The sequence below is a fragment of the Shewanella oncorhynchi genome, assembly GCF_030848765.1.
Lineage (GTDB): Bacteria > Pseudomonadota > Gammaproteobacteria > Enterobacterales > Shewanellaceae > Shewanella > Shewanella oncorhynchi.
This window is the reverse complement of the sequence record NZ_CP132914.1, coordinates 838,809-854,627: the sequence shown is the minus strand read 5'-3', so window position 1 is coordinate 854,627 and position 15,819 is coordinate 838,809. Positions and strand designations below refer to the sequence as shown.

Sequence of the window (15,819 nt, the reverse complement as noted above, 5' to 3'; positions counted from 1 at the left end):
TAAGGCGCTTTGACATCACAAGCGCCTAGCCACTTTCTAGGGATGTGATATGAGTTTCACCAAAGCGCCATTCTTGTTACTCGGCATAGGTTTATTACTATCGACTCCGACTTGGGCCAACATAGAAACAGGTCCAACGAAAGCACCGTCGCGTCCCAAAAACATTGTCATCATGATAGGTGATGGTATGGGACCGTCTTACACTAGCGCTTACCGTTACTACAAAGATAATCCTGACACAGAGGAAGTCGAACAAACCGTATTCGACCGTTTACTTGTAGGGATGGCGAGCACTTATCCCGCCAGTGTCAGTGGTTATGTTACCGACTCTGCCGCGGCAGCAACAGCGCTCGCCACTGGCGTTAAATCTTACAATGGGGCGATCTCGGTCGATATCCAAAAGCAACCGCTGCCGACGATACTCGAAAAAGCCAAATCCCTTGGCCTCAGCACAGGTGTGGCTGTTACATCCCAGATAAACCACGCCACTCCTGCAGCCTTTTTAGCCCACAATGAGAGCCGTAAAAACTACGACGCCTTAGCACTCAGCTATCTAGAAACCAACGCCGATGTATTCTTAGGCGGTGGTCAAAAATACTTTACCCCTGAACTATTAGCGCAATTTAAAGCCAAGGGTTATCAACATATTACTCGTTTTGAAGACCTCGCCAGCATCACCCAACCTAAAGTGCTAGGCTTGTTTGCCGAAGTCCAATTACCTTGGGCGATTGATGAAAAAGATGCGAAAAAACTCAGCACTTTAACCCAAAAAGCGCTCAGTTTACTGTCGCAGAATGACCAAGGTTTTGTACTGTTAGTCGAAGGAAGCCTCATCGACTGGGCGGGTCACAATAACGACATTGCCACAGCCATGGGTGAAATGGATGAATTCTCCAATGCCATTGAAGTGGTTGAGCAATTCGTGCGTGAACATCCTGATACCCTGATGGTGATCACCGCCGACCATAACACCGGTGGCCTATCGATTGGCGTCGATGGAAACTACAACTGGAACCCTGAAATCCTACGTAACATTTCAGCCAGTACCGACACATTAGCCTTAGCCGCCATCAGCGGTGAACAATGGCAGGCCGATCTTGCCCGCGGTTTAGGTTTTGAGCTCAACGAAGAAGAAATCGCAACATTAACGGTCGCCAGAATGCAGGGGTTAGAAACCATCGCGGTTGCAATTCGCCATGTTATTGATAAGCGAACTGATACGGGTTGGACAACCGACGGCCATACAGGCACAGACGTACAAGTGTTTGCCGCAGGTCCCGCATCTGAGCTGTTTAACGGCCATCAAGACAATACTGATATCGCCAATAAGATTTTCAGCTTATTGCCAAAACCGAAGAAACCTAAGAGCTAAGCGTTAATCGATTCCTTTCATTAAAGGCAATCACATAAGGCAACCGCATAATGCAGTTGCCTTTTTTATTGGGTCTTTTTATTAGGGATTTTATTAGGTCTTAGCGCAGTGATTCGATGCAAACTGGCTCGGGCGTGAATAACGGGTATAATGCCCACACTTAAGTTTATAGGTGCCTGTAACTGTGTTAACTAATCCATCGCAAGTCATTATTCGTAATCAAGACAGCCTAAGCCAACATAAGGTGTTAGTGCTCAATCATGAAGCCGATCTACTGCCAAAAGCCCTGCTCGATGTCGCGGCCTCGGTCGATGCCCTCGCCTTGGATTATCACCATTATTTACACTTAGCGCCGCACGCGAATTCAAAACTGCGTTGCTACTTCGGCCACGAACTGCCACATCAAGACCCAATTAAACCAGAAAAGTACGATACGGTTATCGTTTATTTCCCCAAGGCTAAACCCCTCGCACCTTATCTGTTTAACCTCGCCGCCAGCCATCTTGTGCCTAACGGCCAACTATTAGTGGTTGGGGAAAACAAAGGCGGCATTAAGTCTTTAGTTAAACTCTTGCCTGAGTATTTTGCGACGGGGATGAAGCTCGATAACGCCCGCCACTGCCTGCTGTTTGGTAGCCATTTAGAGGGCAGCGCCCCGGCAATGAAACTTAGCGACTGGGTCAGTCAGTATCAACTCACAACGCCGCAAGGCGAGATCAGTATCTGTAATTTAGTCGGGGTATTTAGCGAAAAACGGTTAGATCTCGGCACTGAATTATTATTGTCACACCTACCAACACTCTCGGGTCGAGTGCTCGATTTTGGTTGCGGCGCTGGCGTGATCACCGCAGCCCTACTAAAAGCACAACCGAGTCTATCCCTAGAATGCGTTGATATTAATGCCATGGCGTTAGCTTCTTGCGAACTCACCCTCGCGGCCAATGGCATGACAGCCAAAGTGTATCCATCCGATGGGCTCACGCAAACCACAGGAAAATTTAACGGCATTATCTCTAATCCGCCGTTTCATGATGGCCTCGCCAGCACCACCAGCATAGCGCAGAACTTTGTCACCGATAGTGCTAAGCAATTACAACATAATGGTATTTGGCAAATAGTCGCCAATCGCCACCTGCCCTATTCCGATATTATCGCCGCCGAATTTGGCCAATTGAAAGTGGTTGCCGATAACAACAAGTACAAGTTGTATTACTTCCAGCACAAATAGATGTTTGATTAATAACGCGCAGATGCTTTCGCTGAAGCGCGTTATTGGCAACCCAGCCACTCACTCTTATCCCAATCCCTGTTTGTTTTCAGATAAAACCTCCCTTTCATTTTGTTACAAAATTCAATATTGTGATCTGCCGCATGCCCGCAATTCTGACAATCCCCCACTTATAGTCACTCAACAGCCGTTCCTAACATAGGGATTCGATTTAAAACATCAAAATAATGGTTAAACCTAAAATCAATATAAGTTGTGGTTTATTCAGTAATTTTTGTTATAAAACCAGAGATAACACTGATTATAAGACTCAATTTTTTATAAAAAACTATTTTAAAATTCACTCATAGACCATTAACAACAAAATGACAACATTTGCTGATTTTGCAGCCAAAAAGGCTTCTTTACCCTAAGTTTCTACTGTTATACTCAAAACAGCTTCTTAACAAGAATAAAACGCAATTACTAGGAATGCCCCTATGCTGGACCCTGAACTCATAGAGCTAAACAGCGATAAGACAAAAGCTGAATTGCGCCTGATCCCTAATGTCCATGGTCCAGTCACCCATGAAGACATAATGCGCCTGTTGTCTTTACCTGAATTCGCCGCCCTGTTTCCGCTAGAACCAGCCATTACTAAAACCGTCGCTAAAATCAACTCTCTTTGTAATCAAGACGATGGAAAATTTGAGCTCTATACTACTTTGGCCGAACGTCGCGATGGCAGCATAGCTATCGAGATTAGTCCCGATAAAATGCAAGCCAGTCTTAAACTTACCGCAGCATGGGGTGGTAAACAGATAGATTTGCCAGAGATCCTCACTCATCTCAAAAAAAACAACGTCTGCATGGGGCTAAGCAAACTCAAAATTCAAGCTCTACTAAAGCAACTCAGCACACTCAAGCCAGGGGAAATCTGCCAAAGTGAAATAGCCCAAGGCAAAGCCCCTGTAAATGGACTCAATGCGGTATTAGAACGCAAAGTATTCCTTGCGCGGGAGCGCTTGCTTCAGCCACAAGAGCGCGAAGATGGCAGTGTCGATATGCGCAATTTAGGCGCAATGATCGTTGTTAAAGCCAATGATCTCTTGATGGTTAAACATTTAGCCACCGAAGGCACTCCGGGCTACAACATCAAGGGCGAAGTCCTTAAACAAAAACCAGGTAAGGATGCCGTGCTTCAAGTGGGAACAGGCACAGCTTTTCATCCCAAAGATCCCAATAAGCTGATCGCCACAGTGCCGGGGCAACCCGTCGAAACCCGTACAGGTATGAATGTCGATGATGTACTGCAACTTAAAGATGTCGACATCAGCACAGGCCATGTTACCTTCAAGGGCAGTATTTTAATCACAGGTGATGTCCACGAGGGCATGATAGTTAAAAGCTCAGGCGATATTACCGTGATGGGGTTTGTGGACTCCGCCACCCTTGAAGCAGAAGGCGATGTCACTGTGAGTAAAGGCATCATTGGCCGCCAGATTAAAGCCAATGAATACTCTACCAATATCTATTCTCAAGGGCAGATCAGCGCCCAATTTGTGCAATATTCTCAATTAGTTGCCAAAGGAAATATCTTAGTCACTAAACAGTTACTGCACAGTAATACCAAAACCGCCGGCAGTTTAACGGTCAGCGATCCTAGCGGTCGTCGTGGCGATCTGGTTGGTGGAGTCGCACACGCTGAAAAAGGCATCACGGCGGTTGTCATAGGTGCAACGGCAGGGACTAAAACTGACGTTTACTGCGCAATGGGACAGGCTGAACTCAAGCAAGATCTCAAGCTACTCGATGAGAGCGTTAAAGCTATGGTCGTCGCCAGTTTAGATATCGAGGCTCGCCTCAATAAACTGCCCCCCAAGTCAGAATGGCAAGCTGACGCGGTTATGATTGAGCAAATAAAGATGATGCTTGATGAAAAAAATCGCATCATGGACGAACGTACCCGTGAAGAGCTTGAATTCGATACCTTTAAACAAGAAGTCGAAGGCTACTACGAAAAATACCGCATCGAAGTGCTTAAACACGTATTCCTTAACGTTGAGCTGCATATAGGTCCAGCAAATCACCGTACGGCACGTGAACACGGCACTTGTTGTATTGCCAATGTTAATCAAGAGATTAACTTTGACTATAACGCCAAAGCCAAAGCTGCACCGAGCATATAAGGTTCACTAGGGTCCTTAACGCCAGTGCTGAGGCGGCTTTCGCTCGGCAGCCAAACCTCTGAACTCGTTCTGGCCTCTATCTATCTTCTCCAAGCGTGGCATACTGCTCTCAGATAAACGCACGCAGCAGTATGCCAAGTCACCTTCTTGCTAAATCCTAATCCTTGTCTACTGCCGCCGATTGATCTCAGAGAATACCTCAGAGCCCATTTTAAACTTCCTAAGGATCTGAAATGACTAGCGTTAAGATGTCGAGTATTGAATGGCCAGCGATTGTAAAACTGACTCAAAATGACGAATTACTTTACCTAGAACATCAAAGAGATTGGCTCGAACTGGCCTGTCTCTATCAGCATCACTTCATCGAAACCGATCAATTATTAGACTCCAAAGGGCAGCGATACCTTATCAGTGCCTGTCCACAAAAAATCCATGAAGATCCTGTTGGCGAATTACCTCGATTACTGCGCCAAAAACAGGATTTGCCACTCAATGAATTTATCAAATGGGTTCAAAATCATGCCCAAGCACTAGGACAATGTTGTGTTGCTAAACTGGCTTTCACGACAATTGCCCAAGGAATCGAAATTGTTCGTACCCTCGATGAATAAACAGCAAACACATGATAAGCCATAATAAATGGCTATCAATGACTCAGTTAATCAATAAAAACAACATGACCTTAAAAGCTAATATCCTCATAATCAATTCACAGGCATAATTTGCCACGGTGTAACAGCGCTAAGCCAGACGGTAAAGCGCTTAAGATGCACTCCAAAATAACCGTTTTCTGCGTCGACTCAAGGGATGACGTTTAAGTTGGCACTAAATATACAAACAGATGGAACCGAAATTGGAACTACTTAAGATTGACTGCTTAGGCAAACAACTGCGCTTAGAAGGCTCGCTCGCGGGCTGGCAACAACTCTACTGGGACAACACCTTAGTCTCACAAAAAGAAGCTTCCGTCGATAATGGCGGCCTTAAAGTCCATGTCTTTGAGCTCACCCACCACAGCAGCCCATTGGTGACAGAAAGTGGTGAGCAAGCCATCGCCATAACAGAAGCTAAAATCCAAGTTCGCCTCGAAACCGATCTCGTTTGGCAGCCTTTCCGCCTCGATTACTGCTTGCTGATGGATGACAAGATTATCGACCAAGGGCGACGGACAGAGAAAGATATCGAACGCCAAACACCAGAAACGCCCATCGTTAAACAGCAAAAAATCAGCATGATAGGACTCGCCTCCCTCGGCTTTAAGCTGTTAAAAAGCGCTAAAGTCATAAAGGTAGTGTTAGCGGGCGCCAGTGTTGCCGCTTACTCTTGGCTATTCTCCTTCCAATTCGCCCTCGCACTTATCGCCTGTTTGGTATTTCACGAATATGGCCATATTCGCGCAATGAAATATTTTGGGATGAAGACCAAAGGGATTTACCTTATTCCCTTTATGGGCGGACTCGCGCTCTCCGATGAGAAAATTAATACGCGTTGGCAAGATGTGGTGATTTCTATCATGGGACCGACCTTTGGGCTCTTGATGTCCATCGCTTCCTTGATTGCTTACCACGCAACGGGCAATGTGTTTTTTGCTGGCCTTGCCGCCTTTAATGCGCTGCTTAACCTATTTAATTTATTGCCTATTCTGCCACTCGATGGCGGCCATATTTTAAAGAGCATCAGCTTTTCGATGAACAGCATTATGGGCTTGGTCGCCTGCGCCGCTGGTGCCGCTTTTGGTGTGTATATCAGCTACACCTTAGGCTTAGCGCTATTGGGCTTCTTGCTCTTGATCGGTAGCTTAGAAATCATCTTCGAGTGGCGCACTCGCCATCAAAGCCACCTGCTGCCATTAGACAGATACGGGCAAATCTTCTCGGTTATTTGGTACTTGCTCACGGTTGGTGCCTTAGTCGGCATCATCTGGCACTTAGCCGGAACCGGCGATGATATGCTCAGTCTGCCGCTGCAAATATTACGCAGCTAATTCTGCTTAACGGCTAAACGCAGCGCAAAGGCACTAGCACGAGTGCTTACACTTGCACTTGTCCAGAGTGATGCAATACAAAAAACCGCTATTAATAGCGGTTTTTTATTTTTCTGTCGCGCTGTGATGCTTTTACAAAAATGCGCTATTCCTTTGCCAAAGGCGGAGCGATATCGCTGCCGCCAAGGGCTTGATAAAGCGTCGCTTGGGCGGTGAGTTGGTTATAGCGATTCTCGAGTAAAGCCGCCTCGGCGCTGCGACGATTCTCTTGGGCATCAATCCAATTCTGAATACCGATAGCGCCATTGCGGTACTGGCTCTCATAAATGGCTTCAACGGCCGCCGCTGCACTGAATTGCTGCGCCAACTTCTCCCCTTGATAGCGATATTGCTGCTTAGCCGAAATCGCGTTATCGACATCTTCAAAGGCGGAATAAAGCGTCTTGCGATAATTCACCACTGCGGTTTGATAATCGATATCGGCAATGTCATTATTGATTTGCATTTGATTCCACTGCAAAAAGGGCAAGACTAGCCCTGCGCCTAAACTGCCAACGGGATTGCGTAACAACTCTTTTAACTCAGAGGTCGACTCCCCAACACCGCCGGTTAAACTCAGGCTTGGGAAATAACTCGCATAGGTCGCATCTTTACTCGCCAAGGCGGAGCGCAGTTGATACAAGGAGGCCTTCACATCTGGGCGTCTCACTAACAAATCTGCGGGTACACCCACGCTAACATCAGGTACTGCTACGTCGGGGAGTTGCTTAATCTCAACCCAAGTCTCCCCAGAGGCTAAACTCTGCACTGGATCAGCGGCTGGCGCTTGATTGAGTAATATCGCGAGGGCGTTTTTAGCCACAGTTAATTGCTGAATAAGCTGGCTATGGGCGGCCTCTTGTCCCGCCATACTGCGCTGAGCTTCAAGCACATTCACTTGCGTCACGGCCCCAGAATCATACTGCCTTTGGGTTAATGCCAACGTTTGCTGACTGTACTCGATACTCTTTTGGCTTAAATCAATCCGTTGATTTAAATAACCTATCTGCCAATACAAGGATGCGGTGGTCGCCACTAGGCTTTGGGTGGTACTTTCTCTATCTTCGGCGCTCGCCAGCGCAGCCCATTGAGCTTGGTCGATATTGGCCGACACTTTGCCCCACAAGTCCACCTCATAACTCACGGACAATTTCGCTTGATAACTCTTAGTCGCATCGCCACCCTCAAGTGGCTGATTACGGGAAGCGTCAAGGTTTGCCGATAACTGTGGGTATAGATCATCCCGCGTTAGTCCTGCCTGCAAGCGTGCCTTACGCAGCGTTAAGGTCGCTAGGGTTAAGTCATTGTTAGTGCTCAATACTTGGCTGACCAGCTTATCGAGCTCGGGCTGATGAAACTGCTGCCACCAAGGATCAACTCTCACTTGCTCGTTCACTGTGGTGTTTTGCCACTGTTCGGGAATAGCTAATGCAGGCGGTTCAAAGTCTGAACGCATAACACTGCCACAACCACTCAGTAGTGCTATGCACAGAGCTGATCCCAAAGCCGTGCAAACAGCAATAGCACAGCTACGAGGCGAAAAAATTCGATTAAATAGTTTATTATTCATGGTGTTATTACTCTCTGGCTAGTGCATCAACGGGATCTAACTGCGCCGCATTGCGGGCGGGTAAGAAACCAAATAGCACACCAATTAAGGTCGAGCAGGCAAAGGCAGCAACGATGGAGGTGGTGGAATAAATCATTTGGAAACTGCCCCCCGTTTGAGCAAACACCACGCCAATTAAGTAGGACAAGGCGATGCCTAAGGTGCCACCACACAAACACACTAAAATGGCTTCGATAAGGAACTGGCGCAAAATATCGTTCTGGCGCGCACCCACGGCCATACGAACACCGATTTCACGGGTTCGCTCAGTCACAGACACTAACATAATGTTCATCACCCCAATTCCGCCAACGACAAGGGAAATCACCGCGATAGCCGAGATTAGTAAGGTCATGGTCGCAGTGGTTTTTTCGATGTTCTGCCTAATGGTATCGGTATTGATAGTGAAGAAATCTTGCGTGCCGTGGCGCATTTTAAGCAGCGCGATAATGCCCTGCTCCGCCGCGTTACTCGGCACAGTTTCATCGAGTCGAACTGTAATACCATCCAAATAATTTTTACCCACCATACGGCCAGAAACTGTGGTGTAAGGCACCCATACATTAAGCGCATCGCTGTTACCAAAAGCACTTTCTTTGGGTTGAGTCACACCTATGATACGTACGGGTAAATCTCCAAGGAAAATCACTTGCCCTATCGCCGAGTTATTGTCGGCAGCGCTGTTAGGGAAAAGCTCCTTACGGGTGTTGTCATCAATCACCGCATCTTGGGCGAGCGATGCGACACTGGCATCATCCCAAAATTGGCCCTGCGCTAACTCGTACCCTCTTACACGGAAAAACTCAGGTCCCACACCATTCACCGATGCCGATACCGCTTTATTACCAAAACGAACCGTTGCAGTAGAGCCAATGCTTGGCGTCACGCTATCAACATAGGGCAGATTTTTAAGGGCATTGGCGTCCGTTGCGGTTAAGGTGCGCACCCGCGCCGAGCGTCGATCGCCAAAACCTGAACCGGGGCGAATATCAATCGTGTTGGTTCCCATCGAACTGATACTTTTGAGAATGGCCTGCTGCGAGCCTTCACCTAAGGCCACCACAGAAACCACTGAGGCGATACCTATGATAATGCCGAGCATAGTCAAGAAGGTACGTAACCTGTGGGTCGACATCGCCACCAGCGCCATTTTAAGTGCTTCGACATATCTGTCCAACGAAGCCACCCGCGCACGCGAGCTGTCTTTTGCTGCCACTGCACCGCTAGGATTTTGTGGCGCCATATTTTGTAACGTTGAGCTTTGCGACGTCGAAGTTTGTGACGTCGAGCTTTGTGGCTTAGCCGTTTGTTTATCCTGACTGCGCTCATCGCTGATGATCACGCCGTCTTTGATTTCGATAATGCGGTCGGCATATTGGGCCACGTGCATATCGTGGGTCACGATAATGATGGTATGACCGTCGCTGTGCAGCTCCTGCAACAACTGCATCATTTCTTCGCCGCTGTGACTGTCAAGTGCACCTGTTGGTTCATCCGCAAGGATCACATCGCCGCCATTCATTAAAGCGCGCGCCACACTGACCCGCTGCTGCTGTCCGCCACTGAGCTGATTGGGTTTATGGTCAAGCCTGTCGCCAAGGCCTAAACGCGTTAACAAATGCTCGGCCCTGTCTTTACGAACCGTGCGTTCTTTACCCGCATACACAGCAGGCACTTCGACGTTGCCTATGGCGGTCAAATCGCCCAGTAAATGATAACGCTGAAAGATAAAACCAAAGTGCTCGCGGCGCAGCTGTGCTAACTCATCAACGTCCATAGTCGAGGTATCTTGGCCGTTGATAAAATACGCGCCCTTTGACGGCTTATCTAAACAACCAAGAATGTTCATTAGGGTCGATTTACCCGAGCCAGAAGCACCAACTATCGCCACCATCTCGCCACGGCCAATCGACAAGTTCACATCTTTCAGCACAGTGAGTTGCTGCTCACCCGCCTGAAAAGTGCGATAACAACCTGAAATTTCAAGTAATGCCGTTGTCACTGTTAAAACCTCACGCTAGGTGGGCGACGTAATTTACTGCTGCCATCATCGGAAGACGGCATGCCAAGCACAACCTGATCGCCTTCCTTCAAACCCGCGGTGATTTCAGCATTGATTTTGTTGTTAATCCCCACAGTGACATCCACATATTGCACTTGGTTATCAACTAATACAGGCACTTGATATTGCGGGCCGCTGCGGGCTTTACGCTCGACAGACCTAGCCTCTGGCGCCGCGGATTTCTCCCTCGGCTTTATACGCAATATCTGCGCAGGCACTAATAGCGCATCATCGGCCTTAGCTAACACTATAGACACCTGCGCCGTCATGCCGATACGCAAGGTGCGGTCAGGGTTTTCTACATCAAACAGACCATGGTAATAAATGGCGTCTGAGTCGCTAGAGCTCATATTGCTATCGTCGCCATCCATCGAAATCGGCCCAGGCTCAATCGCCCTCAAAACGCCACGGTAGGGATGATTCGGTTTTCCAAGAACCGTGAAATACACGGCTTGACCCGGATGGACATTGACAACATCGGCTTCGGAAATCTGCGCTTTAACTGTCATGGTATCCAGCTGCGCCATTTCAACTATGGTCGGTGTCGTTTGATTGGCGTTAACGGTTTGCCCCACTTCTACCGCGGAATACACCACAGTGCCATCCATCGGCGCGGTAATTTTGGTATAACCTAAATCGATTCTGGCACTGTCGACGTTAATCTCAGCCTGTTGTTTTTGCGCTTCTAATTGCTCAAGCTCGGCTTGATAAACCGTTAGATTAGCATCGGCCACTTCATAATCGGCGCGAGAACTGGCCTTATCGGCAAGCATTTGCTGCTGGCGGCTAAATTCCAATTTAGCTTGGCGGATCTGCGCCTGTTTAGCACGGAACTGAGCATTGATACTCTTGAGTGATGCGAGGGCATCCTTCAAATTATTCTGCTGCGCTAGGCTATCAATCTGAGCAATCAAATCGCCTTTCTTTACTTCATCACCCAGTGCCAGCGGCAAACTTAAGATTTGCCCCGATACCTGTGCGCCCACACTCACCAGTTTGGATGCCTGCAACATGCCATTGGCCAGCACTGAGTTTTCGATATCGCCACGGCGCACCGCTTCAGTCACATAGGTAGGTGCCGTTTCAGGCTTATGCCACATAAAATAAGCACCGCCACTAAGGAGTATTAAGCCGCTTAACGCGAGCAGCAATTTACGCTTTGAGGATTTTTTCATCGGTATTGTCGTGTCCATCAATGCTAAAGACAGCAAGCATTCATCTTGCTAAGGAACTGAAATTGTTCCAACAGTATATAGAGTTAGCCAAAGACAGTAGACGAAGGAAGTGTCGTTAACAGGTAAAGATTTGCAAATATCTGTGTAGAAATTGACAAAGAAAGCACGATTGAGTGGTGCTTAGACTGCCATGCCAATTTAGTGCGACCAAATCGTCAGGTGATAAATTGTTGGGGTCTACATTCTATGACTGTGCCACTTGTGGTAGTTCAGCCATTCAAACGAATCTAGATACAGACTTCATTTGATTCTTTTTCAAGAAAAATCAACGTCGTGGGGTGAAGCCCCACGACGTTGATCTTCTCTAAAAGAATGAAAAATCCAAATCATGTGCGCAAACAAAAGAAACCATTAGATTCCCCACCAACCCACTGTGAAAAAAACGCCAAGTCACGGGCCATCCCCAATGATTAATCGAATTAATCACTCAATTCGACTAATTCATGCTGGCGAGGATCACCTGTGTGGCATCAAAACAGGCGAAACATGATTCGCCGACAGCCAAACTCTGCATTTGGATGAGTGGCATCACCGAATAGATGATGTCTTTGCCATCAATATCTATGGCTAATTCGGCCTTATCGCCAAGTTCAGTCACGCTCAGCAAACGACCGCTTAAGCAATTTTGCCCATCCACTTCACAGGCATAAGTCGTCGCCAGTACAGCGGGGGCTTTAAACAGTAACAACACAGATTTATCCAGGGCTAACTGCAAGCGTTCGCGGCTCGAATGGGTCACTGAAATCTGAATCTGTTGTCCGCCCGCTAAGGTCACGCTGATTTTGTCATTTAATCCAAATGAATCAATGCTATTGATACGCCCCGTTAACTGATTGCGGGCGCTGGTGTTGAGGGAGAAATGCGCCATCACATCCAATAAACTGTGCATATCGACGGACTCATCGAGCAAGGCAGCCAAAGCCATTTCTTGTACTTGGGAGGTGATGGAATACACCTTAAGCAACCGTTCGCCAAATTTGGTGAGTTTAGCGCCGCCACCGCCTTTGCCGCCCTTTTCGCTACACACTACGGGTTCCGGCATGACGGTGTTCATCTCATTGATCGCGTCCCACGCCGCTTTATAACTGATCCCCGCAAGCTTGGCGCCTTGGCTAATCGAGCCTGTGTTGGCAACCTGCTCAAGCAGGCTTATCCGCCTAGGATTGGCGAAGGGCTTATCCCCGAGGGAAAGCGTAAGTAATGCATGTAAATCCATCGTCTATCCAACACCCAAGTCTGACTTAAGTCCTATTGTCCTTCATCGTCTTGAGGATACCAATAAGATTGCCGAGATATTTCAGCGGATGAATGCCATTAATCCGCAAGAAACCGCACACAGATCACTAATTGATTGCTTAGGGCTTGAATGATCGATATATAGATTGATATATAACGATAACTTTTTATCACGGAGGAACACAATGAAATCCATTCACCTTAAGCAATTACTGCGTTTTACCACGGCTTCGTTATTCACAATGGTACTGACATCTAGCCCAATTTTTGCGGCAGACAATGAGCAAGTGACTGTTTTTGCAGCGGCATCGCTCACCAATGCACTTAACGAAATCGGCCAGCAATATGAAAAGGAACACAATACTAAGGTGATATTCTCCTTCGCCTCTTCCTCAACACTGGCAAAACAAGTCGCCAATGGTGCGCCCGCCGATCTGTTTGTCTCGGCGAATCAAAAGTGGATGGATTATCTGGTCGATGCTAAAGCGGTCGATGTTAACAGCCGAAAAACCTTGTTAAAAAATACCTTAGTCTTGATTGCCGAGAAAAATAGTCCCATCACAGAAGTCGTGCTCAATGGCGATTGGGATATTAAAACCGCATTAAAAGGCAGTCGTATGGCTGTTGGCGATCCAGATCATGTACCCGCTGGACAATATGCCAAGCAAGCCCTCGAAAACCTCAAGCTGTGGCAAGCTGCTGAGCCCTTACTCGCCCGTGCTAACAATGTCCGTGCCGCCCTAGCTTTGGTTGAACAGGGTGAAGCACCGCTTGGCATAGTGTATTCAACCGATGCGAAAGTCGCCCAAAAGATCAAAATCGTTGGCACCTTCCCAGAAACGAGTTACAGCCCAATTGAATACCCTATCGCCTTAGTCAAACAAGAATCGACCGCAAGCGCCAAAGCGTTCAATGAGTATCTGCAGGGCCCAAGCGCAAAAAATGTGTTTGAGAAATATGGCTTTGGAGTGAATTAGGGTGCTGAGTGGTTCTTTGTTAAGCGGCTCATTTTTAAGCGGCTCTATGCTAAGTGGCTCTCTTTTAAGCGACTATGAAATTGCCGCACTACTACTCAGTTTAAAGGTGTCATCCGTTGCCGTTATCGCCAGTTTACCCTTGGGTATTTTATGCGCTTGGGTGCTGGCCAGAGTCGAGTTTCCTGGCAAGGCTATATTCGACAGTGTGCTCCATCTACCACTGGTGTTACCGCCCGTGGTAGTGGGTTACCTCTTGCTGATCAGCATGGGCCGCCAAGGCTTTATCGGCCAATGGTTATTTAATTGGTTTGGCATCAGTTTTAGCTTTAGTTGGCGCGGTGCGGCACTCGCGGCGGCGATAGTGTCATTCCCTCTGATGGTCAGAGCCATACGCCAATCCTTTGAAACCGTTGATATTCGACTCGAGCAGGCCGCACGCACTTTAGGTAGCAGTCGATGGCGGGTATTTCTCACCATCACACTGCCGCTTACCTCTCCAGGGATAGTGTCGGGCATGATTATCGCCTTTGCCCGCAGCCTAGGGGAATTTGGATCGACCATTACCTTCGTTTCTAATATTCCCGGTGAAACTCGTACAATTCCGCTCGCCATGTACTCTTTTATTGAAACCCCAGGGGCAGAATATCAGGCCATGCGCCTGTGCATTATCTCGATCGTTATCGCGCTCGCGTCTTTACTCGCCTCCCAATGGCTGAGTAAAAAAGCCCTGCAGAGGACGGCAAGCGTATGTTAACAATCAATATTGAAAAACGACTCGGACAACTGCAACTGAAAGTCGATACCCAATTGCCATTGCAAGGCGTGACAGCCGTTTTTGGCCGCTCGGGTGCGGGTAAGACCTCGCTCGTGAACCTACTTGGCGGGCTTTCGACCCCAGATAGCGGTGAAATCCGCCTCGGCGACAAACTGCTTTATCAACAAGGCAAAGTGAACCTTCCCCCAGAGAAGCGCCAAATTGGCTATGTATTTCAAGAAGCACGACTGTTCCCGCACTATAGCGTAAAGGGCAATCTCAACTATGGTGTGCGTAAAGCTAACCCAGTCTTGTTCGATAGAATTGTGCAGTTACTGGGAATTGAAAAACTCCTCAGTCGCTATCCCAGCACGCTATCGGGCGGTGAAAAACAACGGGTTGCCATTGGCCGTGCCCTGCTGACATCGCCCGATATGCTGTTGATGGATGAGCCGTTGGCATCGCTCGATTTACCCCGTAAACGCGAGTTACTACCTTACTTGCAAACCTTATCGCAGGAACTAAAACTGCCGATAGTGTATGTGAGCCACAGCCTAGATGAGATCTTACAACTGGCGGATTATATGCTAGTGCTGCATCAGGGAAAATTGATTGCCCAAGGCGCCTTAAGTGAAGTGTGGAATAGCGAGCAAATGCGCCCTTGGGTGCCATTGCAGGAACTCAGCTCACTCCTCAGTGCAAAGGTCGCCGACAGACATCCCGACTACCCCATGACGCGACTCGTGATGGATGATGGAAACTATTTGTGGGTAAGTGGCTATCTGGCTGAAACGGCAAAGAAACTCAAAGTGCGTATTCAGGCAAATCATGTCTCGGTTTGCACTGAGCTCCCCAAAGGCTCAAGTATACGTAACCTGCTAAAGGGAGAAATTAAAGAGTTATACCCCAGTGATAACGGCGAGCAAATCCAATTAAAAATCGCCCTAGGCCGTGATGAACTTTGGGCCAACATCACCCCTTGGGCCTGCGACGAACTGCAACTCACTCATGGCAAAGCGATTTATGCACAAATCAAAGGCGTGACTATGACGCAAATGGATATCGCTGAATCCCACTAGCTCAACCTAGAGCACCGTTCGAAAACCAAATTTCAGGCACAAAAAAACCGACTCTAAGTCGGTTTTAGTTCCTTCA

12 protein-coding genes are annotated in these 15,819 nt (G+C 47.8%); 8 read left to right on the top strand and 4 right to left on the bottom strand.

What is annotated here, in order from left to right; all coding sequences use genetic code 11:
• Nucleotides 1–49: 49 nt before the first annotated feature.
• The 5 genes from RA178_RS03965 (at nt 50) to RA178_RS03945 (ending at nt 6,752) form a co-directional block, all read left to right on the top strand.
• The gene (locus RA178_RS03965; RefSeq protein ID WP_306684629.1) at nt 50–1,372 is read left to right on the top strand and encodes an alkaline phosphatase; all 1,323 of its coding nucleotides are present in this window, start codon (nt 50–52) and stop codon (nt 1,370–1,372) included.
• A gap of 184 nt (nt 1,373–1,556) precedes the next feature.
• A complete protein-coding gene (locus RA178_RS03960; protein ID WP_105251493.1) occupies nt 1,557–2,600 on the top strand; it encodes a methyltransferase in 1,044 nt (347 codons plus the stop codon).
• 479 nt (nt 2,601–3,079) lie between these two features.
• Complete coding sequence (locus RA178_RS03955; protein WP_306684627.1) at nt 3,080–4,768, top strand: flagellar assembly protein A; 1,689 nt, start codon at nt 3,080–3,082, stop codon at nt 4,766–4,768.
• A 233-nt stretch (nt 4,769–5,001) separates the two neighbouring features.
• Nucleotides 5,002–5,379 (top strand): DUF4144 family protein, encoded by a 378-nt coding sequence (locus RA178_RS03950; protein ID WP_028759298.1) that lies wholly within the window; start codon nt 5,002–5,004, stop codon nt 5,377–5,379.
• Nucleotides 5,380–5,609: 230 nt separating this feature from the next.
• Entirely contained in the window at nt 5,610–6,752 is a 1,143-nt protein-coding gene (locus RA178_RS03945; protein ID WP_168826794.1) for a site-2 protease family protein, read from the top strand.
• Nucleotides 6,753–6,897: 145 nt separating this feature from the next.
• Here RA178_RS03945 and RA178_RS03940 read toward each other — a convergent pair whose 3' ends face one another.
• The 4 genes from RA178_RS03940 to RA178_RS03925 all read right to left on the bottom strand — a co-directional run bounded on the left by RA178_RS03940 (nt 6,898) and on the right by RA178_RS03925 (nt 12,913).
• Nucleotides 6,898–8,361 carry an efflux transporter outer membrane subunit gene (locus RA178_RS03940; RefSeq protein WP_306684625.1) on the bottom strand — a complete coding sequence of 488 codons (1,464 nt, stop codon included), beginning with the start codon at nt 8,359–8,361 and terminating at the stop codon, nt 6,898–6,900.
• 7 nt (nt 8,362–8,368) lie between these two features.
• Entirely contained in the window at nt 8,369–10,402 is a 2,034-nt protein-coding gene (locus RA178_RS03935) for a MacB family efflux pump subunit (protein WP_173497247.1), read from the bottom strand.
• A gap of 2 nt (nt 10,403–10,404) precedes the next feature.
• On the bottom strand, nt 10,405–11,637 hold the full coding sequence (locus RA178_RS03930; RefSeq protein WP_173497246.1) for an efflux RND transporter periplasmic adaptor subunit: 1,233 nt from the start codon (nt 11,635–11,637) through the stop codon (nt 10,405–10,407).
• A 496-nt stretch (nt 11,638–12,133) separates the two neighbouring features.
• Entirely contained in the window at nt 12,134–12,913 is a 780-nt protein-coding gene (locus RA178_RS03925) for a TOBE domain-containing protein (protein ID WP_306684623.1), read from the bottom strand.
• Between the two features lie 205 nt (nt 12,914–13,118).
• On the opposite strand from RA178_RS03925, the gene modA reads away from it, so the two are divergent.
• Genes modA through modC form a run of 3 tightly spaced genes read left to right on the top strand, consistent with a single transcriptional unit; the run spans nt 13,119 to nt 15,743 of the window.
• Nucleotides 13,119–13,910, top strand: coding sequence for a molybdate ABC transporter substrate-binding protein (modA, locus tag RA178_RS03920; protein WP_131525882.1), 792 nt, complete (start codon nt 13,119–13,121; stop codon nt 13,908–13,910).
• 46 nt (nt 13,911–13,956) lie between these two features.
• Nucleotides 13,957–14,664, top strand: coding sequence for a molybdate ABC transporter permease subunit (gene modB / locus RA178_RS03915; protein ID WP_234371359.1), 708 nt, complete (start codon nt 13,957–13,959; stop codon nt 14,662–14,664).
• Nucleotides 14,658–15,743 carry a molybdenum ABC transporter ATP-binding protein ModC gene (modC, locus tag RA178_RS03910; RefSeq protein ID WP_131525883.1) on the top strand — a complete coding sequence of 362 codons (1,086 nt, stop codon included), beginning with the start codon at nt 14,658–14,660 and terminating at the stop codon, nt 15,741–15,743. Before modB ends, modC begins: the two co-directional genes overlap by 7 nt.
• The last annotated feature ends 76 nt before the right edge of the window (nt 15,744–15,819 follow it).

Excerpts from the sequence above, each read along its gene's own strand:
- RA178_RS03945 (WP_168826794.1), top strand. The coding sequence starts at position 5,610 with ATGGAACCGAAATTGGAACTACTTAAGATTGACTGCTTAGGCAAACAA.
- modA (WP_131525882.1), top strand. The coding sequence starts at position 13,119 with ATGAAATCCATTCACCTTAAGCAATTACTGCGTTTTACCACGGCTTCG.
- RA178_RS03930 (WP_173497246.1), bottom strand. The coding sequence starts at position 11,637 with ATGAAAAAATCCTCAAAGCGTAAATTGCTGCTCGCGTTAAGCGGCTTA.
- RA178_RS03965 (WP_306684629.1), top strand. The coding sequence starts at position 50 with ATGAGTTTCACCAAAGCGCCATTCTTGTTACTCGGCATAGGTTTATTA.
- RA178_RS03940 (WP_306684625.1), bottom strand. The coding sequence starts at position 8,361 with ATGAATAATAAACTATTTAATCGAATTTTTTCGCCTCGTAGCTGTGCT.
- RA178_RS03925 (WP_306684623.1), bottom strand. The coding sequence starts at position 12,913 with ATGGATTTACATGCATTACTTACGCTTTCCCTCGGGGATAAGCCCTTC.
- modC (WP_131525883.1), top strand. The coding sequence starts at position 14,658 with ATGTTAACAATCAATATTGAAAAACGACTCGGACAACTGCAACTGAAA.
- RA178_RS03955 (WP_306684627.1), top strand. The coding sequence starts at position 3,080 with ATGCTGGACCCTGAACTCATAGAGCTAAACAGCGATAAGACAAAAGCT.
- modB (WP_234371359.1), top strand. The coding sequence starts at position 13,957 with ATGCTAAGTGGCTCTCTTTTAAGCGACTATGAAATTGCCGCACTACTA.
- RA178_RS03950 (WP_028759298.1), top strand. The coding sequence starts at position 5,002 with ATGACTAGCGTTAAGATGTCGAGTATTGAATGGCCAGCGATTGTAAAA.